18 protein-coding genes are annotated in these 21,149 nt (G+C 45.9%); 9 read left to right on the forward strand and 9 right to left on the reverse strand.

Annotated elements, in window-relative coordinates:
• Positions 1–30: 30 nt before the first annotated feature.
• Together NDI42_RS15715 and NDI42_RS15720 are read right to left on the reverse strand one after the other, a co-directional pair.
• Positions 31–3,459: an ATP-binding protein gene (locus tag NDI42_RS15715; protein ID WP_190456593.1), complete on the reverse strand. Its 3,429-nt coding sequence runs from the start codon at positions 3,457–3,459 to the stop codon at positions 31–33.
• Positions 3,460–3,553: 94 nt separating this feature from the next.
• A complete protein-coding gene (locus tag NDI42_RS15720) occupies positions 3,554–5,317 on the reverse strand; it encodes a DUF3685 domain-containing protein (RefSeq protein WP_190456595.1) in 1,764 nt (587 codons plus the stop codon).
• A 520-nt stretch (positions 5,318–5,837) separates the two neighbouring features.
• On the opposite strand from NDI42_RS15720, the gene NDI42_RS15725 reads away from it, so the two are divergent.
• Entirely contained in the window at positions 5,838–6,374 is a 537-nt protein-coding gene (locus NDI42_RS15725; protein ID WP_190456596.1) for a peptidoglycan-binding domain-containing protein, read from the forward strand.
• Positions 6,375–6,415: 41 nt separating this feature from the next.
• Here NDI42_RS15725 and NDI42_RS15730 read toward each other — a convergent pair whose 3' ends face one another.
• Positions 6,416–8,329, reverse strand: coding sequence for a hypothetical protein (locus NDI42_RS15730; protein ID WP_190456598.1), 1,914 nt, complete (start codon positions 8,327–8,329; stop codon positions 6,416–6,418).
• 220 nt (positions 8,330–8,549) lie between these two features.
• A complete protein-coding gene (locus NDI42_RS15735) occupies positions 8,550–8,888 on the reverse strand; it encodes a hypothetical protein (protein ID WP_190456600.1) in 339 nt (112 codons plus the stop codon).
• Here NDI42_RS15735 and NDI42_RS15740 point away from each other — a divergent pair.
• Positions 8,868–12,110: an NACHT domain-containing protein gene (locus NDI42_RS15740; RefSeq protein WP_190456602.1), complete on the forward strand. Its 3,243-nt coding sequence runs from the start codon at positions 8,868–8,870 to the stop codon at positions 12,108–12,110. The genes NDI42_RS15735 and NDI42_RS15740 overlap by 21 nt on opposite strands.
• 126 nt (positions 12,111–12,236) lie before the next feature.
• On the opposite strand, the gene NDI42_RS15745 is transcribed toward NDI42_RS15740, so the two are convergent.
• Positions 12,237–12,695: a Fur family transcriptional regulator gene (locus NDI42_RS15745; RefSeq protein ID WP_190442193.1), complete on the reverse strand. Its 459-nt coding sequence runs from the start codon at positions 12,693–12,695 to the stop codon at positions 12,237–12,239.
• A 138-nt stretch (positions 12,696–12,833) separates the two neighbouring features.
• Positions 12,834–13,193, reverse strand: coding sequence for a response regulator transcription factor (locus tag NDI42_RS15750; protein WP_190456604.1), 360 nt, complete (start codon positions 13,191–13,193; stop codon positions 12,834–12,836).
• A gap of 365 nt (positions 13,194–13,558) precedes the next feature.
• Between NDI42_RS15750 and NDI42_RS15755 the strand changes: the two genes are divergently transcribed.
• The 4 genes from NDI42_RS15755 to NDI42_RS15770 all read left to right on the forward strand — a co-directional run bounded on the left by NDI42_RS15755 (position 13,559) and on the right by NDI42_RS15770 (position 16,205).
• The gene (locus tag NDI42_RS15755; RefSeq protein ID WP_190456605.1) at positions 13,559–14,035 is read left to right on the forward strand and encodes a CRR6 family NdhI maturation factor; all 477 of its coding nucleotides are present in this window, start codon (positions 13,559–13,561) and stop codon (positions 14,033–14,035) included.
• A gap of 139 nt (positions 14,036–14,174) precedes the next feature.
• Entirely contained in the window at positions 14,175–14,900 is a 726-nt protein-coding gene (locus NDI42_RS15760; RefSeq protein ID WP_190442187.1) for a pyridoxine 5'-phosphate synthase, read from the forward strand.
• A 180-nt stretch (positions 14,901–15,080) separates the two neighbouring features.
• A complete protein-coding gene (locus NDI42_RS15765; protein WP_190456614.1) occupies positions 15,081–15,410 on the forward strand; it encodes an MgPME-cyclase complex family protein in 330 nt (109 codons plus the stop codon).
• Positions 15,411–15,602: 192 nt separating this feature from the next.
• Entirely contained in the window at positions 15,603–16,205 is a 603-nt protein-coding gene (locus NDI42_RS15770; protein WP_190456617.1) for a hypothetical protein, read from the forward strand.
• A 58-nt stretch (positions 16,206–16,263) separates the two neighbouring features.
• Here NDI42_RS15770 and NDI42_RS15775 read toward each other — a convergent pair whose 3' ends face one another.
• The 3 genes from NDI42_RS15775 to folD form a co-directional block, all read right to left on the reverse strand.
• The gene (locus NDI42_RS15775) at positions 16,264–16,719 is read right to left on the reverse strand and encodes a divergent PAP2 family protein (protein WP_190417294.1); all 456 of its coding nucleotides are present in this window, start codon (positions 16,717–16,719) and stop codon (positions 16,264–16,266) included.
• Positions 16,720–16,810: 91 nt separating this feature from the next.
• Positions 16,811–17,740, reverse strand: a complete 930-nt coding sequence (gene crtE / locus NDI42_RS15780; RefSeq protein WP_190456619.1) for a geranylgeranyl diphosphate synthase CrtE — start codon at positions 17,738–17,740, stop codon at positions 16,811–16,813.
• 203 nt (positions 17,741–17,943) lie between these two features.
• Positions 17,944–18,816, reverse strand: coding sequence for a bifunctional methylenetetrahydrofolate dehydrogenase/methenyltetrahydrofolate cyclohydrolase FolD (gene folD, locus NDI42_RS15785; protein WP_190456620.1), 873 nt, complete (start codon positions 18,814–18,816; stop codon positions 17,944–17,946).
• Between the two features lie 142 nt (positions 18,817–18,958).
• On the opposite strand from folD, the gene NDI42_RS15790 reads away from it, so the two are divergent.
• From NDI42_RS15790 to NDI42_RS15800, 3 genes are all read left to right on the forward strand, one after another.
• On the forward strand, positions 18,959–19,432 hold the full coding sequence (locus tag NDI42_RS15790) for a hypothetical protein (RefSeq protein WP_199311227.1): 474 nt from the start codon (positions 18,959–18,961) through the stop codon (positions 19,430–19,432).
• Entirely contained in the window at positions 19,422–19,865 is a 444-nt protein-coding gene (locus tag NDI42_RS15795) for an NUDIX hydrolase (RefSeq protein ID WP_190456622.1), read from the forward strand. The genes NDI42_RS15790 and NDI42_RS15795 overlap by 11 nt, the downstream gene beginning before the upstream one ends.
• Positions 19,866–19,963: 98 nt before the next feature.
• Positions 19,964–21,088 carry an AI-2E family transporter gene (locus NDI42_RS15800; RefSeq protein ID WP_190456648.1) on the forward strand — a complete coding sequence of 375 codons (1,125 nt, stop codon included), beginning with the start codon at positions 19,964–19,966 and terminating at the stop codon, positions 21,086–21,088.
• Positions 21,089–21,149 lie beyond the last annotated feature (61 nt).

Raw genomic sequence — 21,149 nt, forward strand, 5'->3', positions numbered from 1 at the left:
CAATTAGCAATTAGTTGTTTTGCATTTTACCTATGAAGTTCGTCTGGCAAGTTGCGCGATCGCATCCGCCAACTTAGATGGCTCAACAGGCTTGGGGATATGCCTCTGAAAGCCAGCTGCCATAGCAAAAGCGCGATCGCGATCGCTGGCGTAAGCCGTCAGGGCCACAGCGGGAATTTCTCCCCCAGCCTGGGAGTCGCGCATCCTGATTTTACGAATTAGAGCATAACCATCCTCTTCCGGCATCCCAATGTCGCTCACCAAGACATCTGGCTGCCAATCTTCCAGTGTCTGGAAGGCTACGATTGCTGATTCCACTGCCGTCACTTCGGCTCCCCACTCCTCTAGCGCTACCTTAATAACCTCGCGAGTGTCCGCCTCGTCATCCACAAGCAGCACCCGCAAACCTTTGAGGGAGATTGAGGATTGGTGATTGGTGATTGGGGTAGGGCGTGAGTCTTTCTGCGTCCCTAATCCCTTATCAATGAGTGGCACTATCACCGTGAAAGTCGATCCTTTGCCTTCGCCGGGGCTGCTGGCGCGAACGGTTCCACCGTGCAACTCCACCAAGTGGCGGACAATAGCAAGACCTAAACCTAGTCCGCCGTGCGATCTTGTAATTGAACTATCGGCTTGGCGGAACCGCTCAAAAACGTAGGGTAAAAAGTCAGGGCTAATACCTTTCCCCGTGTCGCTAATTGTAATTTGAGCATAGTTGTTCGTTGGCGTTGGAACGCTGTTAGAACCTGACAACTCTTCCCTGACAACTGACAACCGAATCTCCACCTTCCCGCCTTCAGGGGTGAACTTAATCGCATTAGAGAGTAGATTCCAGATGATTTGCTGTAAGCGATCGCTATCGCCCAACACTGCACCCACCGAGGGATCGAGTACACTCTCAAGCCGAACCGATTTGGACTCAGCAGCGGGGCGCACGGTATCAAGCGCCAGATTAATCAGCGGTGTCAGTTCCATCGGGCGAATATTCAGGCTAAACTTACCCCGAATAATTCGCGAGACATCCAGAATATCGTCAATCAGTTGCGCCTGAGATTTAGCATTGCGTTCGATAGTCTCCAAAGCCTTAGCCGTGGTTACTTCGTCAAACTTGCGAGAACGGAGCAATTTAGCCCAGCCCAGCATTGAGTTAAGCGGCGTGCGGAGTTCATGGGAAACCGTCGCCAGGAAATCATCCTTCATGCGGTTCGCCGCCTCTGCGTCGGCGCGTGCAGCTTGTTCGCGAAAGAGCAAATCATCCTTGATTTGGTTAGCAGCTTCCAGTTGCGCCGTGCGTTCGATGACTCGCTGTTCCAGTTCGGCGTTCATAGTGCGGATTTTTTCTTCCGCCTGCTTGCGGTCTGTAATATCGCGACTTACGACTAAAGCGGATGCGATCGCGCCTTCCTTATTTAACTCTGGCACCACACGCGATTGAAAAGTGCAGAGTCCGTTTACCGTCTCAGTCTCGAATTCAATTGCTTGTTCTTCACCTGTTTCAAAGACTTTTCGTAGCGTTTTTTCCCACAATTGCGACAACTCTTCTGGTGAGCCTAGTTCCGGGGGAGACTTGCCAATGAATGCGTTTGATGGCATTCCACTTATCCGCTCCACTGCTGGATTCACGTAAACATAACGCATTTCTCTATCTAGACGCATAATCGCATCCGGCGCATTTTCCAGCAGTGCTTTGAATTCCTGCTGGCGACGATAAAGCTCCTCCTGTGCTTGCTGGCGCTCTACGATTTCATTTTCCAGTTTTCCATTAGTTTCTAACAGTTGCCGGGTACGTTTTTGAACCCGTTGTTCTAGAGTTTCGTTAGCTTGTTTGATTTCTTGAAATTTTTCTTGGAGCGCGATCGCCATCAACTTGAAGTTGTGAACTAGAGAACTTATCTCCGCCACTTGGCTGTTGGGCCAATTAATTGCTTCTCGTTCCCAGAGTCGATTTGGCAAGTCAGTAGTCACCCCTGCCAATTGCAACAATGGGCTAACTAATCCGCGACTTAGAAAAATCGCCAGGATCAGCGCCACCATCGCAATTAATATCATGAGCGCTAGAGCAATAATATAAATGCTCTCTAGGTAATTTACTTGTTTTGCGGCGGGTATTTCTACCACCAAAGTCCACGGAATATTGCCGCCAATGGGAATCTCTTCGACGTAAAAAGAGTTTCTCCGCTGCATTATAGGAGGTGAGTTTCCTTTAGGTGGCAGCCACTGATATATAGCGCCATTAATTTCCTTTATCTCTCCACCTCTCCTGCGGTCGAAGCGTTCCATTACCACTCGTTCCGACTGAGTGCTGGCAATAATAAAACCTTTAGTATCAACTAGAGTTACTTGCATATCCTGAGCAATAATATTGTTTTTGAGTAATTGGCTGATGTCTGGCAAATCCAGGGAAGCAAAGGCAATCCCACGAAATCGATTTTCTCCAAGCACGGGTACGCCTAAATCAATCTGAGGAATCAACAAGTCACTATTAGCATAAACTTCGCTCATTACAGGTTGCAAAGCTGTTTTTATGGCGTTAAAGATGTAATTATCGCTGAGGTTTACGCCAATCTTTAAAGTTTTCTCTTTATTTGTGGTTGGGGAAGCAGCAATGATGCTACCTGCCTCATTAACCAAATATATGTTGTTAAAATTTGGGGATGTTTGCTGTAGAATTTCTGTATTTTCCTGCAATCGGTCTGAAGGTGCCATATCCGACTTAGCAGCGAACTTTGCTAAAGCGCTAAGTGCATTCAAATTTTCCTCGTGCCAAAATATCAGTTCAGCAGCTACCTGTTGAGAAGTTGCTGTTAGTTCAGCTTGAATTATATGGGTTCTGTTGTCAAGTACACGCTGGTTTTCCAAAACCATCAGCAGAATTGTTGGAAAAAAAACAAACGCTACCAATAAATTCAATAAAATCTGCCTCAGGGAAAGAGCCTGTTTTACTTTACGGCTTTTTACCCATTTATGAATTGGCAAGCAGGTAATAATTAGGCTGGAGACTAAAGCATTAAAAATGCCGTTTACAGCCTGCTTTAACATAATTAAACTGGTTGGTATGGCAGGCATATCCATAATGGTGCCATAGAATATCCATACTAAAGGCATTCCAATCAACACCCAATAAATCCCATCCAGTAGAACCATATTCTGGTTCTTGCGCCGCAACAGCAAGCCTACAAATAAAGCTTCGCCAGTAGCAATAATTGCTGCATAAGGATGATTCCAAAATAAAATTGTGTAAGATCCAGCAATGATAGCGGCTATGGTACCCCACAGGGTTCCGAAGAGACGCACCACAATCAAAACAGCAATGCTACCAAATAGAAAATCTACTCCAAAAAAGAGTGGTAGGCTGAAATAATTACCTACGTAACCTGCTGTTATCAAAATTACCAGTAACAGGGCGGATTTTTTAAAAAAGGGAAATAATGGCATCTCCCGCAACTTATTATTTAACATCGTTACAGTTTACAGCGCCCATTTTTCCGTGAAGCACACCAAAAGGAGGAATTACCTGCTTTTGGCATTTAACTTTACATTGACTAAGCTATTCCTACTTTTGTTTTTGACTATTTTTTCCAAAGCGGGTTTCCTGCAAAGTAGTGCCGATCCCTTGGATAACACCGCGACCTACTAAACCAATGGCTCGCCCAATTACTTGTGTTAAAATATAGACAACGCCGCTGCCTAAAAAAGCAACGGTTGCTCGGATACGAGGCGCGATCGCATCCCGGGTTTCTAGCAGCAGCGTAACCGCTAGTTGCAAGCCTGTTAGTTGTTCTAACTCAAATGCGCGAGGCGCATAAATAGAGACTTTTTTGATACCGATACCATTCAAAGTCAATAAAATATATCGGCTTTCAAAAATTGCCTTTGGCTCCTCAATATTAATTTCTCGACGATACTTCCAACTCAACTCATTACGAAACCGGGCAATTTCCCGCGATGAAATCAAGCGACGGGTATAAAAACCTTGTTTAATCGCTTCCACATCGGCAAAATAATTTAGAAGTGGTTGCACTACGCTATTTGCAACTTGAATTACTAAATTCTCTAAGATAAATTCTATATGTTGCCTTGCTTCTGGTGTTCCATAGGGATAAACAGCATTCTCGATTGTAAGTGGAGTCTGAAACAGTAAATGCGTAATCATCTCCCCTATAAAAGGAATTTTATCCAAAATAGATGATTGAACAATTAGTACGTCTCGCAGTAAAGTATTAACAATGTCTACTTCTAAATTGCCAATTGGCAGCGTGTAGTATTTGCCAAAGAAATCAGTAGTAGACTGCTGCCACAAATCTCGTAAAATAAGAGAACGCTTTTGCGCGATCGCTTCCGGCGGCACCTGAGAAAGGCGCAATTCATCTAAGACATCCTGCAATTTATCCAAAATCAGATAAAGCAATTCCCGTTTTTTCTCATCTCGCAGGATATCAATTTCCAACGGAGCGCCAGTCAAGTTTTGCACGCCATACTGGATCTTGTTCAAAGTAGAGCTGAGTGCTGAAGGCTGAGGACTGAGTGCTGAGGGCTGGGGATTCACAGGCGGGACATCTGTGCTACGGGCTGGGGTGGTGGTGAAAAATAGATTCTCCTTGGTCTTCCTGGTCGCCTCTGGACTTCCTACCACTGGCAATAGCTGATTCACTAGCCAACGCGATGCTCGGAGTTCTCGCAGCCTTCCTGTTAAAATCAACCAGTCTAGATTGGAAAGATTAGGATTTTGGATTTCGGCTGCTACTTGAGCGATCGCTTCCTCAATTTGCCCTAGTCCAGACTGCCGCATTTGCAGCAACAATAATGAACGATTTTTCTGTGTGACACCTGAACCCCTTACAGAAGGGATATTTTGCGTCTGTACAAGTTCTGACCAATATGCTTCGCCAGAGGCTACCTGACACAAAACTTGTGCTATTACCGAGATGTCGGTTCCTTTGAGGCAATAGCCATCCGCACCTGTAGCTTTTGCGGCTGCAAGCTGGGCTGGTTCCTGAACCCAAGTCAGGAGAAACACTGGCAAGTTGGGATACTGCGCCTTTAATTCCCCACACAGCTGCAACCCAGGCGACCGATCCGACCCAGAGGAACCTAAACCTAGTTCTAACACTACCAAGTCCGGGGTGTTTTCTGTCCCAGTGCTACTTAACAGCCTCTCCAAGGCGGCTGCGCCAGAATCTGCTTGGGCGACGACTTGCAGGGCGGGAAACGGCTCCAGCGCCATCCGTAGACCAAGCCGGAAGATTGGGTCATTATCAATCAAGATCAGTTTAAACGGGCGAGCCGCTCGTTGGGCATCCAGTTGGCGATCGCTCATCAAAAACCTCCTTATTCACGCCGCAATCCCCTGCTATAACAGATTACTCATTTACAGGGAGAATCGGCTAAAGTGCTAAGCGGATCGAGGCAAATCAGTATAAATTTACCGGGAATACCCGAAACTAGGTTTCTGTCCTAGAATTTTCCTAATTTAAACATGATTCCTATATTTAAGGGAAATTTATCTCCATTCATTAAAAAAATTGTTGTTTATACCTAAATTATTGAAATAATATTCAATCGTGCTTTTTCTACAACAACATCATCTAGTGAATAAATGTTGTTCAAAGCTGAGAACCTTGATGGAGTCTTGGTTTGAGCTAAGAGCGGTAGCACATAAAAAAAGCATAAAACGTAAATCCCTTCTCCTAACGTATATCTATGGTTATATTTGTTCTCAGTGTAATTTATAACTTGAGAGCCACGTTTAGATGCGATATTTTTCGTAATCTGAAATACATATAGAAAGCCGAAACCGAATTTATTCCGTTGTATTCTCTCAAGGAGATATTCAGATTATGGCAATCAAAATTGTCAAATCAAGTCTCATGGCACTGGGTATTTTTTCTGCCATTTCTCTATCACCGCTATTATTTAACGGTGGACGTGCAAATGCTCAGACACGTTACCCGGAGATAAATCCAGGGATGATGAATGAGGCTCCAACTGATATTAATCGTAGTAATAATCAAAGACCAAAGGAGTTGAATTTCGATTCAACTCCTTATGCTCAAAATCCACTAGATCCAACTGGGCGAAATGAGGGGCCAACTGCGCCTCTTGAAAGGGCTACACCCACCGCATCTAGTCCGATCACAGGTTATATTCCTAAGACAGCTCCACTGCTGAGCTATGGTAGCCGAGGAGCAACAGTTATTGAAGTTCAAAGTGTACTGACACAACAGGGACTCTATAATGGCCCGATTGATGGCATTTATGGGCCAGAGACGCAAGCCGCCGTCAAAGTCTTTCAGGAGTCAGTAAACATAACTCCTGATGGCGTGATGGGACGTGGGACTTGGGACGCTATGATCAAGAGATTGCAGCAGGGTTAAGATGTAGAAAATATCCATCTTCAGGGCAAAGATGGATATTTTCAGTTATTATCCTGGGATTGGGAATCACTCTCAGAAAAGTCTTCTGTTGGTGAAGCCGCAGCCTCAGCAGCCCTTCGTCTTGCCTCCCAAATCGCATTTCGTTCCGCATCCCAGCGAGCGATCGCGCCTTGAGCTTCCCGATAAAGCGCCCTACCAGAACGAATCTCAGAAGCCTTATTAATCGCACCAGTCAACCGTCCCTCAGCCGCCAGAGCAACCGCCGCGTCGAGAATGGGCATATCTTCAGTAGTTTGAATTTGTGTCACCCATTCAGTCAGCGCCGCCTGTGCTTCTGGATATAAAGCCCGTCCGGGGCTAATTTTTTGAGCAGCTTCAACAGCAGCTTTGAGATTTCCCTGAGTCGCCAAACCCTTTGCCAAATTCAAGATTGGCTGATCTTCCATCGTTTGGACTTTTTTAGTCCATTGAGCGATGTAGGTTTGTGCTTCTATCCGCAAAGGCTGACCCTGTTTAATTTTACTCGCCTCGGTAACAGCAGCCTTTAAACTTTCCAGTGTTCCTGGTGTCGCCAGTTGTCTAGCGGTTAATAAAGCCGTTCTGTCTTCAATCTGTTGAATTTGCTTGCGCCAATGAGCAATTAAAGTTTGGGCTTGTAAGCGTCCGGGACGCTCAGGCGCGATCGCAGAAGCTTGGTTAATTGCCAGTTGGAACGCCAACGGTTGATCGAAATTGGCTATGGTTTCGGCATAGTGCATATGGACGCGATCTTGCAAATTATTAGCCCAAGTTTTGGCTGTATCTTTTGCATTCTGATAAAGGGGGCTTTTTGGCGAAATCTCGCGCACACCCGCTTTCGCTTCTAAAAAGCTGAAAATATTATCTTGTTGGGCAATAACATAAGAGCGACCGAGTTTAATCCAATCTTGAGCTTCTGTATAAACTGAAGCATCAGAGGGAACCAGCTTGGCAGCAGTCAACGCACCGTCATAATTTTCTTCCTGAAAGCGTTCGGCTGCAATTTTCAGCAATTCCTGACTCCAGAGATTTCTATCAGCTTGCGCCTTGGGTTTGACGTAGCTTTTCGAGTCTACTTTTCCCGCCAAAGCGATCGCTTGTGCCAGATTCTCACTCGTCTTTCTATCGGCGAATTTTCGCGCCTCTTCCAACTGCTGCCAAGCGTTTTTTTCTAACGACATCCGATCGACGTGTCGCTCGATTAGTTTGTCATCCCAGTAAGGGCTATTTAACGCAGATAGATTTTGTATTAGTTGGGAAGCCTCAAACCATTTTTGCTCTTTTAAAGCAACATGGAAATTTTTACTAATTTCCTCGCCCCGTCGCCATTCTAATTGCCATTGTTGCATCCTCTCTTTCACCTGGGGATGAAAAGGACTTGAGGAAGGAATCTTGCGGGCAATAGCGATCGCTCCGGCTAAATCTCCCTCGTCAAATTTTGCCTGAGCAAACCCTAAAATTGATTTCGACCACTCCTCCATCATCCCCCGCGCTTGAGAGTAGAGCGAGTGATCCGGCGGTAAACTTTGAACAAACGTTATTGCTTCGAGCAATTGATCTAACTTACCAGTCTCGGCCGCCTGCTGAGCGCAAAACAGCCGATCCGTTTCCGGAGCTATAGGCGAGATATTTTTGCAGTTAGCCTGCGGCGGTATCGTTGCCAGCCAAAAGAACGCCCCTGCTACCGTCCCTCCCAAACCTAACAAGAGAGTTAACCAAAACAACCACAAACCCGATAAGCCGCAACGTTTTTTAGGCGATGCCATAGAGGTTTGGATAACCTCAACATTAGATTCAATTTCTGGAGAATCGTCATCCTTAACACTCGTGGCAGATCCTTTGGCATTCGGGACAACTCTGATCACCAGTTTACGCCCTTGCCCAGAGCGCAACCTATTAGCTGCTCGTACTTGAAATTCTTGTAACTGTCTTCTCACAACCACTACCCTTGAGTCCTGTCCTTATTCTGCGTTCTGCAACAAAAAGCGATGCCAACTTTATCTGGATTTAAATCGTCGCTACTGTAAAGGGTCTAAGACTGATAATAAAAGTTTTGAGATTCTAGAGCCTAAACCTTTATGCTGGAATTTAGGATTAGAGCCACAGATTTCCCGCTTGAATGCCTCTCCCCCGCTTGAAGCCGTCTGTAATTTCAATTTAACGAATGTCCCTCCTGAACCCTTTTACCCCCTCTCCCCCTAAAACCGGAAAAAGGCGCTCCTCCCAACCTCCTAGCAATAAAATTTCCTTATCTTTCCCCAGCTGGCGAACCAGATGGAGAGCGTGGGGGGCGGCAAAAAGCTTTAAGAAGGATTCTTCATTTTTGCCTTTTGCCTGTCTAGCCCCATTGGGTTCACATTCACTTATGCCTTCCTCCAACTTTCTCCCGGCAAAACTTTTACTCAAGCGATCGCTGCTGCCCTTTAACATAACTAAGAAGAGGCATATTGATTTATTTCCTTTGATAGAGGTGCCATGAGCCTGAGCATTCGGCATTGGCTGGCGGAGCGCCAGATTGAACTGGCGACCTTGAGGCACCCCGGCACGCAAATCGCCGGAATTGCCTTTCGCATTGCACAGGACATGGAAGTTAAGAGCCTGACACCTTTTGATATCAGCGCCTTGGCAGAAGTCCTAGAACTGCCCCTGAGAACCGCGAGTCTAGTGGCAGGAGTAGTTTCCCAGCTGAGTGTTGGGTTGCTGCACATTCTAAGTCAGAAAAAGCCCCTCAAGCGCAACGAAGGTACTTGGCTCACCTTCCAAATTGCCTATATTAATGCTTTACAAGGCATTTTAGAGCAAGAATCTTTACTTAGAAGGCCGTGGCTATCCCGTGCCGGGATACCAGGGGGCTCGGAAGACTTGTATGGGCAGGTGTGGGATTCACCCCTGGCTGATGTCCATTTGCAAGCTTTTCTAAAAACCCTGCGCCCCGGACGCTTGAGCGATACTCAAGCAGAACAAGCCCTGTTGCAAATTGGCAACTCGTTTCTAGTGCAGCAGATGAACAGCACCTGCATCGCCTGGTTGATTGCCAATGGTGCGGAGGAAACAGAAGCTAAACTGATTACCCAACGCTTGGTTAATGGACTGCCTGGTTATCTGCTGGAAGCGATCGCCCAAAATGCTCTCCCCTTGGCACAACTACAAAAGTTTGTCCAGTTGGGAAGTTTAGTAACTGGTTATGATAACATCCCAGCGTCAGCAAGCAACGATCAGAGTTCTCGGTTCTCAACAACTCTTAATTCTGAGGAACCGGAATTAAATTTCCCCCCCCAATCCTTTCCTCTCAACCGACACCGGGAAAGCTATCGGGCGGCGCTACTCCAATCTCTCTCAAACCCGTTACTGGCAGAACCCTTTTCTTTAAAAGATTTATACGTGCCGCTAAAAGGCAAAGAGGTATTAGTTACAACTAAGCAGCCTTTGGGGAAGGCTGCGATCACTAATGACGCTTCGCCACCAGTTGATTTAATGGAGTGGGTGACGCTGCAACTGGAGGATAAGAAAACTATTACCGCGATCGAAGCCGATCCGGGTATGGGCAAAACCAGTTTCTGCCAGATATTCGCAACACACGTTGCCCAGCAACTGTATCCCAAGTGGATGCCAGTGTTAATCCGCCTCAAGGATGCCACTTTAGGGAAAACTCTAGAAGAAACATTGAATTCCGCCTTCCCCTTGGGCAGATTCAAAGATGCAGATGGTTGGTTCTCAGTGCTGCATCCTCCCTGCTTGTTGATTCTGGATGGCTTAGATGAACTGCCCCGCTCAGATCGCACAGGATATCATTTCGCTGCCTTCCTGAACCAGGTAACTTCGTTTCAGGCGCGATCGCTCTCCTTAACCAAAGGTACTCCTCGCCACAAAATTATTCTCACCAGTCGCCGGGGAATCGGGGAATGGGGTAAGGGAAGCGAAGAAATTCCCTACTCTCTATTCCCATTGATGCGGCGAATAACCATCCAGCCGCTAGAACAAGATGAATTTCGCCAGTGGTTCAAGAATTGGGCGAAACTACAATCAAAAGCGATCGCACAGGGATATTTTTCTTTTTTAAAACAAAGAAGTGCTTTTACTCCAACTCCAGAAAGAACCCCAGGCGGTGCTAGTTCAGTAGCTAACACTCTTGTCGGACAGCCTTTAATGCTTTATCTGATGGGTGTTTTACATCGAGATGGTTTGCTAGACGACAGCATTTTTCATCGGGCATTATCCGAGGTCAAATTTGAAATTTACGACCGGATTTATTCTTGGCTGTTAGCATACCCAGATGCTGGCAATACCACCATACCTTTTGTAGTAAAGGAAGGTCTAGCCCATGCCTACCGCAGTACGGATGCGATCGCTAATCTCTTAGCCAACCGTCGCCCCGAAGACGTGCGCCAAGTAATGCAAGTTACAGCACTTTCGATTGTGCAAACCTGTAAAAACAAGGTGACGCAATCAGCGCTAAAGTCGAAGCACTTAGAAGACAACTTACCAATATTTTTCTTCCAAATCCCCAATTCCCAATCCCCAATCTCCAGCATTGAGTTCTCCCATCCCAACCTGGGAGAATACCTCTGTGCAGAAGAAATTGCCCTCCAGTTGCAAGCCCTCACCGATCAATTTCAAGATACCTACGGTGAACTCAACTTTACAATCAAATCCTCACTTGCTGTAGCCCAGCATCTTTACCAATTACTAGGTTATGGCTTGTTGTCAGTTGAAATAGAAGAAATGGTGGTTGAGCGGCTGCGGCGACAGCAAGAACGCAAAGAAGTACACTTTAGTTTAGGTGCGCTGTTTAAACGCCTTTATCGCTTCTATCGCGCTTACTGTCGGGGTCGCTGGCTGGATGAAGGAATTGCCCATCAGGTTTATGCCCAGTTTCAAGCACTGCACAACCCCCTAAAAGTGCTGCAAATCGATGCTGCGGTTGGGGTGAATGTATTTTTGCTGCTGTGCGCGATCGCCCGCCAAAGTCGAATTCCCTTTTTGCCTTGCGGCGATCCCAACCAGCCTCTTGATTTTGACCCTGACGCCTTGCTGAGTTTCATCGGTCGCACCGCTGTTCTGTCTCCTACAGCTTTCTGGGAACGGGCGCGACACAACCTTTTGCAAGTGCAACTTACTGCTGCCTACTTAAATCATGCCTGGTTTGCAGATGCTAACTTGCAACAAGCAAATTTGTCCTGGGCTGATTTAACTGGAACAAATTTAGCAGCTGCGAACCTTCAGCAAGCAAATTTATCCTGGGCTAACTTAGCAGGAGCTAACTTATCAGGAGCTAACCTATCAGGAGCTAAGCTAGAAGGGGCTGATTTGTCAGGTGCTAACCTGCTAAAAACTAATCTTACCCAAGCGAATGTAAACCATGCTTGTCTGTTTGAAGCTTTACTAGATGACCAAAACCATCACTTTGCCAGGAAAAATGGAGCAATATTTTCCTTAGAGGAGTTTCAGGCATACCGCCAAAGTTTAGCTTATTTCCCATCAATGGGCAGCAATCAAACTAAAGTGGAAACAGAATCTACAGCTTTTCCGATAGAGAGTGCCGAAGGAGAACCGTTCTTGCCGGATGATCAGGAGAGCGAGAGCGAAGAAGATGAGACAGTAGTAGCAGACACTTATGGGATGGAGGGATCGACTCTGCCTAATGAAGATCCTACAGACGCAGATTACCAGTACCGTGATGAGACAGCGATCGCAGAAAATCCCCTGAATCGCAACTAGGTACTCACAACGTTGGGAATGGTTGAGCTACTGCAAAACCCAACTTTTGCTTCACCCTGTTGGGTAAGGTGCCTCAACTATTCCCTACCAAGAGTTTAGTATTGAGTTGAAAATAATTACAAATGACTATACAGGCTGAGAGTCTGATTCCTTACCTTTGTAGCCGTAGAAGTTAATACAATAGTCAGTAATCCGAACCCCTGTCTGTTGTTCAATTTCTTTAAGCACGGATTCCGGTAGTTCCACGTAAACGTCTAAAATCTGATTGGTATCCAAACAGTTTACATGGCTGTGAGCATCGCTGATATTACCGTACAAGCGACCATCTGCACGCTCAATACACTCAATAATCCCTTGAGCCGATAGCGCCTCTAAATTTTGATACACAGACGTATGACCGATATCCTTGCCTTCCTGATTTAAGCGGTCATAGATTTCTCTCGCCGAAAGGTGTTCTTTGGCTTGCCAGAGCAATTCCAGGACGAAGCGGCGTTGACGGCTGACGCGCATACCCAGCGTCTGACACCGATTTAAGGCATCCTCCAAGGAGCGTATAGGTTTGACAGGTGCCGCTTCTTTTTGCATACTTTGGAATTTTACACTTTTATGTGCTAACACAAACTCATTTCAACTTTAACCTAGTTTTTCTGTGAATGTCCACTGTTTATAAGTTGAGGGAAAGTAAAGCACCCTATACGATAGAATACTCAGGCGATTTTATTCTTACAGCAAATTTTTTTCTATAAGCCGCGCGATCATAGCTGTTCTAAAAGTTACACCTAGTTTGCTAAAAATTCGCCGCAAATAAGTAGCGACAGTCCAATGGGTGATGCCAAGCTGGTTCCCAATGCACTTGTTAGGTAGACCCTGTGCCACCAAACGCGCGATCGCCAGTTCACGCGGACTTAAAGTAATCTGATTCCTAAAACTAGGGCTGCACCTTACCACATAATAGCGTATTCCGTCAACATCTGACTCAAATATTACCTCATTCACCGTCTGCTCAGATTTTTGAAGCACTTTCGATGGAGAAGAAGCATCTACTTGCTCTACGAGGTGTTTCAGCATTTCTTGCGGAATCATTACCTATCCTCGCCTTATACTTAGTTTCTATTTAACGGTTAAAATTCGTGAATTTACGCAACTTATCGGGAATAAAAGCAAAGTGTGTATGTATTCTTCATAAAATTTAGGGAAAATACTAGATTGCTAACACTTTATTGCTACACTGAACCGAAAACAGATTTCGGAGCTTGGCTGATATTGGAGTAACCAAGCTGGGCGTTAATAAAAAAAGTAACTGTTAACGCATTTCTAACAGCGGCGATAACAAAAAGCTAACAGGTGAGAGCGTTGAAAGCGTAACGATGCTGTAACAATGGAGAGAGAAGCCAGCGCTAGATAGCGCTGTTGTCAGTATTTGGAATGTCTCACCCAAACATGGTTAAATGACGACGACAATCGCGCTAAATTCTAACATCATTCACAGTTTGGATCTGTCGCCAGTGCAAACGGTAATCGAAAAGCTGTTGCAAGAAGAGGCGATCGCATCCGGGGAACAGCAGCTGCTTTTTGACATCGACTACCCCCGCGAACCGGAAGATCCACGAGAACTTTCAGAAATCCCAGAAGTACGACTTTGGTTTCTTCGCCTGGATAGTCGCTATCCTTGGATGCCGTTTCTGCTGGATTGGAAATCTGGCGAATTTGCCCGCTATGCCGCCATGCTGATACCACACCAGTTCCATCGTACAGAGGGGATTCAATATAACCCAGAAGCCCTAGAGATTTTTGTAATGCAAAAAATCTTTGTTTTGTCGGATTGGATGCAGCAGATGGGAATACCTAGCCAATCGCGGCTGAAGTCAATGGCTAAAATGCTGGGTTACGAGTTGGATGATGCTTTTTTTGAACTGGTGCGCTAAATCAGTATGGGAGAAGCAATTCGTGGCGAGAATTTGTGGCGAAACCATAAGGTTTTTTGCACGAATGCTTCTCCCCTAGCCACAAACGACTTCTGATAATATGAATTGCGGAAGACTCTGAGAGGGAGGGGTTCTTTTCTTGCCTACACTTGGCGTGAATATCGATCATATTGCCACCATTCGGCAGGCACGGCGGACAGTAGAACCAGATCCCGTAGCAGCTGCGGTGCTGGCGGAACTTGGGGGTGCTGATGGCATTACCGTGCATCTGCGTGAAGATCGACGGCACATCCAAGACCGGGATGTGCGATTATTGCGGCAGACAGTGCGGACTCATTTGAATTTGGAGTGCGCCCCTACGTCGGAAATGGTAGCGATCGCTCTCGACATCAAACCTGATTATGTCACCCTCGTTCCCGAAAAAAGGGAAGAAGTAACGACAGAAGGCGGATTAGATGTCGCATCCTCAATCGACAGGATAGGCGAGATAGTGACAAGCTTGCAAAATGCTTTAATTCCTGTCAGCCTATTTATCGATGCCGAAAAAGCCCAAATCGAGGCAGCTGCAACGATGAAGGCAAAGTTTATCGAACTGCACACGGGTTGCTACGCTGAGGCGAAAGACGAAGCCAGTAGGGAGAAGGAATTAGCCGCCTTAGCCAAAGGATGCGAAATTGCGATCGCAGCTGGCATTCGAGTCAACGCGGGACACGGACTCACCTACTGGAACGTTTACCCCGTAGCTTGCCTTGAGGGTATGGAAGAACTCAATATAGGTCATACCATCATCAGTCGCGCAGCACTCGTCGGCATGGAACGAGCAGTGCGAGAGATGAAACAAGCAATTCGAGGGGCTGGGGGCTAGGGGCTGGGGGCTAGGGACTAGGGACTAGGGACTGGGGACTAGGAACTATGGACTAGGAACTATGGACTAGGAACTATGGACTAAGTAAGACTTTTTCCTCTTCCCCAACCCCCAATCCCCAATCCCCAATCCCCAATCCCCAATCCCCAATTCCCCAATCCCCAATCCCCATTAACAAAAATGCAAACTTACTACTACGTTTTGGCAAGTCAACGTTTTTTACTAGAAGAAGAACCCTTTGACGAAGTGTTGAAAGAGCGCATCCGCAACTACAACGAACAAGAAAAAGAAATTGATTTTTGGTTAGTTAAACAACCTGCATTTTTGGAGGCCCCAGAAATGGCAACAATCAAAGCTAAGTGTCCCCAACCTGCCGCCGCTGTAATTTCTACAAATTCCCAATTTATTACCTGGTTAAAGCTGCGGTTAGAGTTTGTACTTACTGGGGAATTTCAAGCACCCAACGAGTCTATTCCCGATCCGTTGGCTTCCCTTTCACCAGTGTCCTGAATTGAAGGAACTGGAGGCTAAGGGCTAGGGACGAGGGACTGGGTAAGACTTCCACCCTAATGCGATCGCTTCCTCACCAATTAGTAACGAAGAAAAAGCAAAAAGTGAATGAAAAGAGAAAAAAGCTCATCCATGAAAAAACATTTCTTTTGCATGAAAGCCTTTTTCTTTTTACCTTGTGACAGCTAAATCATGAAAAAAATATCTCTTTTACCTCTTGCCTTTTGCTTTTTACCTTTAAAAATTGCATCTGCTCAATCCCCTTCTCCAACTTGCCAGCCGCCGCGACAGGGCGAGTATTTGGTGTTGGTGAACCAGACAAGCACAAGTCAAGAACAAATTCAACGCACCTTGCCGCCAAATATCAAGACTTCAATGTGTAGATATTTTGAAGACATGATGACGCGGATTGGTGGTTTCAAAACCCTTGATGATGCCAATAGTTGGGCGCGATATGTTAATGAAATTGTGGGCTTGTCTGCCTTCGTTCTGCGACCGCCAGAGATACCGTTAAATCCGAATCTACCAACATATAGACCACAAGCTTTAGGTTCTGGTTATGCGGTGTTGGTAGATTACTTCAATAAACCGGAAGTAGCTACGCAAATGCGGCAAGTGTTGGGAAACAGTGTGGGCTTAGTTTCTTATGGGCAACGTCCCTACTTATTGGCAGTTTATACAAATAGCTCTCAAGAGGCGAGTTCGACATTGCAGAAACTAAGCGATCGCGGTTTTTTAACAATGCTTGTAGATAGTCGCCGAGTCACGCTACTCAAGTCAGTTGTTAGTCAGTAGTTGGTTGGCGTTGGAGAGTTAAAAGGTTTTAATAACTTTCCGATTCCCTAACAACTGACTAATAAGCAGGCCCAGCTAAACAGGAGACGGCGATACCTAATGCTGAACCAACAATCACCTGAAACGGTGTATGTCCTAACAACTCCTTGAGTCGGTCTTCGTTAAATTTAGGGTGTTCTTGGAATAGTTCGTCAATGATTTGGTTCAGAATACGAGCTTGCTTACCCGCGGCTTGACGGACACCTGCGGCATCGTACATGACGATGACCGCAAAAATGGTGGCGAGAGCAAATTCAGTGCTAGCCCATCCCAGCGTTTGCCCAATTCCGGTAGCCAAGGCTGTTACTAATGCTGAATGGGCGCTAGGCATTCCACCAGTGGTTACTAAGACACGCACATTTACCTTGCCATGTTGGACTAATTCAACGATTATCTTGGATGCTTGAGCGATTAAACAAGCCAGGGTAGCAACCACTAGCACATGGTTTTCTAGGATATGGGCAAAGTCCTGCATTGTGTTTTGCGTTGGGTAGGAAAGATTGGCATAGGAAGGATTGAGTTTACCGATGAAGGATGATCAGAATTTGATTCATCCTTCATCCTTGTTAGTGAGTGCGAGTAGTAATAAAATCTGCGATCGCTATCAGGGGTTCGGCTTTTTTCCCAAAAGGTGCGAGTTCGTCCTTGGCAGCTTTAACCAGTTGTTTAGCTCTACTGGCAGATTCCTCAATTCCCCAAAGGCTAGGATAAGTTGCTTTTTGTGCCTGGAGGTCTTTCCCGGCAGTTTTTCCCAACTCCTCCTGAGTCGCCGTGATATCCAAAATGTCATCCACAATCTGAAACGCCAGCCCAATATTCTGAGCATAGCGAGACAATCTTTGCAAGTTCTCCGACTCGGCTCCCGCCAAAATCGCTCCACAAACCACACAAGCTTCTAAAAGCGCACCTGTTTTGTGGGTATGAATGAAATTAAGGGTTTCCTCTTGAATATCCGGCTTTCCCTCTGATTCCAAGTCAACAACTTGACCGCCAACTAAGCCAGCAGCGCCAACGGCTTTGCCTAAACGGGAAATTACCTGTAACAGCCGTTGGGCGGGTACATTATCGCTCTGGGAGGCAATAAATTCAAAGGCATAAGCTAACAATCCATCCCCTGCCAGAATAGCGATATCCTCACCATATACTTTATGGTTTGTCAGCTTTCCCCGACGATAGTCGTCATTATCCATCGCGGGTAAGTCATCGTGAATCAATGACATGGTGTGGATCATTTCCAGAGCGCAGGCAGTAGGCATCGCCATTTCTACAGTACCTCCTGCCAGTTCGCAGGTGGCAAGGCAAAGAATTGGACGCAGGCGCTTTCCTCCTGCCAAAAGCGAGTAGCGCATTGCCTCATAAATCTGCGTTGGATACGTGACAGGCAGGGAACTGTCTAGAGCGGCTTCGACAAAGCCCTGCCGCTCGCTCAGGTAAGCCGATAGGTCAAAAGCCGGGGCTTCCCCTTTTGGGGCATGAAGGTCATCCGTCGCAACCATCCCTTGATTCCTTGAGTGCTGGTATCTTTTCCGTAATTATTCTACGGGGCTTTGGGACACAAAGAGTTAAGAGTTATGAGTTGGGAGTTGGGATTCAATACTTCCAGGGATAAGACAAACCTAATGATTCCGTCTTGTGGTTGGAAAGAGGTATCCCTGAAAGTATTGAGTTGGGATTAGCTCAGCACTAGAACCGAAGCACTTTATTGTCGCTGACTGTAGCTCCAGACTGTATTTTGCAACAGCATGGCGACGGTCATCGCGCCAACACCGCCAGGAACTGGAGTGATAAACTGAGCGACTCTTTGAACAGAATCAAAGTCAACATCTCCCACCAAGCGAGATTTTCCAGCATCGTTGGTGACGCGATTGATGCCAACATCTATCACGACAGCACCGGGTTTGACCATCTCGGCGGTAATTAATCCCGGTCTTCCCACTGCTGCCACTAGAATATCAGCATTGCGGGTAATGGTTGGGAGATCGTGCGATCGCGAATGCGCGATCGTTACAGTGGCATCCGCTTCCAAGAACATCATAGCCAAAGGCTTGCCTACAAGGATGCTGCGCCCCACCACCACAGCCTGTTTCCCCTTTACGTCAATCTTGTATTCTTGCAACAGCCGCATCACCCCTGCGGGCGTACAACTGCGTAAACCCGGTTCAGAGCGCACCAGTCGTCCCAGATTTAGCGGGTGCAGTCCATCAGCGTCTTTATCTGGATTAATTTGGTGCAGTAGCGCCACAGCATCTAAAGGATCCGGTAGGGGCAGCTGAACTAAAATGCCATCAACTCGGTCATCTTGATTCAGGGCTTGGATTATTTTTTCTAGTTCTGAAAAGCTGGTTTCAGTAGGGAAATGCTGCCCATAGGAGGCGATGCCCACTTTGGCACAAGCACGCTCTTTATTCTGCACATAAGCAGCACTGGCTGGATTGTCACCAACCATCAGCACTGCTAATCCCGGAGCGCGTCCCACAGTCGGCTGCATTTGCTGAATTTGCTGTTGTAGTTGCGTGTAAATTTGTTCGGCTAGAGCTTTACCATCTAGCAACTGGGCAGTTTTGGCATCCATTGAGGTTCGGTGAGAAATCTCTGTAGTATTTGCGGATGAAATTGTAATACGGTTACTGCGTCCTCTACGATAGTTTCCCAGATTTCAATCTACAAGATGCGAAATGATTGAGGATGTGTGTTAAACCTATTTGGCACTTAGCATGGAAAAGACGTTACTCAAGAGCATGGAGATGATGCCATTAAAAACAAGGGTATTGCAATTAACCACGGCGACGCTGCTGTTGGGGGGATTGTTTAGCTGTGGTAAATTACCTCAGTCAGGATTCGGTATATTTAGTAACCGCGTCCCTGTCACCAAAATCGGCGATATCCAGCAAAATCAGCAGGGTGACTCGACGGTTTACCTGCAAGGTAAAGTGGGATCTCCAGCTCCTATGTTAGGAAGCGGTGCTTACGAGTTGCAAGATCCAACTGGGAAAATTTGGGTTTTAAGTAGCGAAATGCTCCCAGTAGAGGGGGATGAAGTTTTAATTCAGGGTAAAGTGCAGTATCAAAGCATTCCCGTAGCTGGGAAAGATTTAGGAGAAGTTTACCTTCAGCAGCTTCAACAGCTAGAAAGGACACCAGCGAAGAAAGGATCGCCTATATTACCAGAAGGGAGCTATGAACAATAAACCAGCCGAGGTAGCGATCGCTATCTTATATCGCCAAAACAAGTTTCTCCTGCAACTGCGCGACAACATCCCTAACATTCTCTACCCCGGACACTGGGCATTTTTTGGCGGACACATGGAACCTGGAGAAACCCCGGAAGAAGCATTGAAACGGGAATTACTCGAAGAAATCTCCTATGTTCCGCCTAACCCCACCTTGTTTGACTACTATCCCGACGACTACGCTGTTCGCCACGTTTTTTATGCACCACTAGAGGTAGAGCTTGACCAGTTGGTGTTAGGAGAAGGTTGGGATATGGATTTATTAACACCTGAAGAAATTCGCCTGGGCGAACGTTACTCTGAAAAAGCAAACCAAGTCAGACCTGTAGGCACTCCTCACCAAAAAATTTTACTGGATTTTATTGAGAAGTTTCCCAACTTAATCTATTAGCCGGCTTTTAATTTTTTGCTAATGGCTAATGCCTGTTCAACAATTAGAAATTAGCAATCTTTCAATTAGCAATGACAAAAGTTCCGAAAGTTACGATGATGCAATCACAAAACAAATTACCGCGATGGGTTGTATTAGGATTGGCATTTCCCCTCGCTGTTCTTAATGGTTGGCTATTGCTGCTAGTTTTGAAGTATCTTCAACCATTAGTAAGCGTTTTAGTTGCCGCCCTACTGCTGGCTTTTGTTTTGGACTATCCAATTCAATTTTTACAAAAACGGGGAGTAAAAAGAAACACCGCCGTTGTTGTAGTTTCCTTGCTCGCTGGGGTAATTTTAGTAGGTTTGGGTATAACCTTAGTACCGCTGATTCTGCAACAGCTAAATGAACTGGCTAACATTTTACCCAGTTGGATTGATTCTGGTAGACAACAACTTCAAACTTTCCAAAATTGGGCTTTGGAACAACAATTGCCGATTAATTTAAGCGGGTTAGTTACTCAACTGACAGACCGATTATCTAACCAACTTCAAAGCATAACAGGTAGAATTGTTAATTTTGCTTTTGATACTATTGGTAGTGTCTTTAATGTGCTGCTTACCGTAGTATTAACTTTTTACCTGATATTAAACGGAGAGCGCCTTTGGGACGGAGTTTTTAAATGGTTTCCTCCTAGCTTTGGAGTCCAAGTGCGACAATCCCTCCGGGAAGATTTCCACAATTATTTCATCGGTCAGGTGACATTAGCAACTATAGTGGGATCTGCTTTAACACTAGCATTTGTAGCTTTAAAAGTGCCTTTAGGACTACTTTTTGGCATTATCATTGGATTTTTTGCTCTTTTCCCTTTCGGTACTGGAATAGGTATCGCTATAGTTAGTCTTTTGGTAGCCTTACAAAACTTTTGGCTAGGCGTAGAAGTTTTAGCTGTAGCCTTTGCTATCGACCAAATAAATGCTAATTTTGTTGCTCCCCGCATTTTGGGTAATTTAACAGGTTTAAATCCGGTTTGGGTAGTTATTTCTTTGCTACTAGGCGGTAAGTTAGGAGGGCTACTGGGCGTTTTGACGGCGGTACCGTTAGCGAGTTTTATCAAGAGTACCGCCGATAACTTGCGCGATGCAAAATTCGACAATTTAGATGCTATTGAGTCCGAATCTACCTCTCTAAATACCCCTCCTGTAATAGCACCTAAAAGCTTAGCTGGGGATGCGGGGAATTGATAGCGATCGCATCCATCAAAAGATTCCATTCTTTAACCTTGAGAGTGTTAAAGAAAAACTT

This window comes from Funiculus sociatus GB2-C1, from assembly GCF_039962115.1.
Classification (GTDB): Bacteria; Cyanobacteriota; Cyanobacteriia; order Cyanobacteriales; family FACHB-T130; genus Funiculus; species Funiculus sociatus.

Excerpts from the sequence above, each read along its gene's own strand:
- NDI42_RS15715 (WP_190456593.1), bottom strand. The coding sequence starts at position 3,459 with ATGTTAAATAATAAGTTGCGGGAGATGCCATTATTTCCCTTTTTTAAA.
- NDI42_RS15720 (WP_190456595.1), bottom strand. The coding sequence starts at position 5,317 with ATGAGCGATCGCCAACTGGATGCCCAACGAGCGGCTCGCCCGTTTAAA.
- NDI42_RS15725 (WP_190456596.1), top strand. The coding sequence starts at position 5,838 with ATGGCAATCAAAATTGTCAAATCAAGTCTCATGGCACTGGGTATTTTT.
- NDI42_RS15740 (WP_190456602.1), top strand. The coding sequence starts at position 8,868 with ATGAGCCTGAGCATTCGGCATTGGCTGGCGGAGCGCCAGATTGAACTG.
- NDI42_RS15735 (WP_190456600.1), bottom strand. The coding sequence starts at position 8,888 with ATGCCGAATGCTCAGGCTCATGGCACCTCTATCAAAGGAAATAAATCA.
- NDI42_RS15745 (WP_190442193.1), bottom strand. The coding sequence starts at position 12,695 with ATGCAAAAAGAAGCGGCACCTGTCAAACCTATACGCTCCTTGGAGGAT.
- NDI42_RS15750 (WP_190456604.1), bottom strand. The coding sequence starts at position 13,193 with ATGATTCCGCAAGAAATGCTGAAACACCTCGTAGAGCAAGTAGATGCT.
- NDI42_RS15755 (WP_190456605.1), top strand. The coding sequence starts at position 13,559 with ATGACGACGACAATCGCGCTAAATTCTAACATCATTCACAGTTTGGAT.
- NDI42_RS15765 (WP_190456614.1), top strand. The coding sequence starts at position 15,081 with ATGCAAACTTACTACTACGTTTTGGCAAGTCAACGTTTTTTACTAGAA.
- NDI42_RS15770 (WP_190456617.1), top strand. The coding sequence starts at position 15,603 with ATGAAAAAAATATCTCTTTTACCTCTTGCCTTTTGCTTTTTACCTTTA.
- NDI42_RS15775 (WP_190417294.1), bottom strand. The coding sequence starts at position 16,719 with ATGCAGGACTTTGCCCATATCCTAGAAAACCATGTGCTAGTGGTTGCT.
- crtE (WP_190456619.1), bottom strand. The coding sequence starts at position 17,740 with ATGGTTGCGACGGATGACCTTCATGCCCCAAAAGGGGAAGCCCCGGCT.
- folD (WP_190456620.1), bottom strand. The coding sequence starts at position 18,816 with ATGGATGCCAAAACTGCCCAGTTGCTAGATGGTAAAGCTCTAGCCGAA.
- NDI42_RS15790 (WP_199311227.1), top strand. The coding sequence starts at position 18,959 with ATGGAAAAGACGTTACTCAAGAGCATGGAGATGATGCCATTAAAAACA.
- NDI42_RS15795 (WP_190456622.1), top strand. The coding sequence starts at position 19,422 with ATGAACAATAAACCAGCCGAGGTAGCGATCGCTATCTTATATCGCCAA.
- NDI42_RS15800 (WP_190456648.1), top strand. The coding sequence starts at position 19,964 with ATGCAATCACAAAACAAATTACCGCGATGGGTTGTATTAGGATTGGCA.